Below are 221 nucleotides of genomic sequence, written 5' to 3' on the forward strand. Positions count from 1 at the left end.
TTGGTGATCCCGCCGGTCCAGTCGACCTCACCCGACTGATGACGTCGGGGCACCAGGCCGAAATACGCCCCTGCATTTCGTGATTGTCGGAAGCGCCCGGCCTCATCGACTAGCGTCATCACCGCACGTGCTCATCTTGTCGAAGCACGCGTCCGGCTCGACAACCTGATCCGCGGTATGTGCGCCACGTTTGGCTATCGCCCTGGTCCCGGGCAGGGAAA

General features: G+C 62.9%; 1 protein-coding gene. It reads right to left on the reverse strand.

Annotated features, from left to right (window positions below):
• A partial coding sequence (locus tag Q0601_RS24655) for a transposase (protein ID WP_370656189.1) occupies nt 1-122 on the reverse strand: 122 nt, incomplete at its 3' end.
• Between the last annotated feature and the right edge of the window lie 99 nt (nt 123-221).

This window comes from Paracoccus wurundjeri (genome assembly GCF_030678915.1).
Taxonomy (GTDB): Bacteria; Pseudomonadota; Alphaproteobacteria; order Rhodobacterales; family Rhodobacteraceae; genus Paracoccus; species Paracoccus onubensis_A.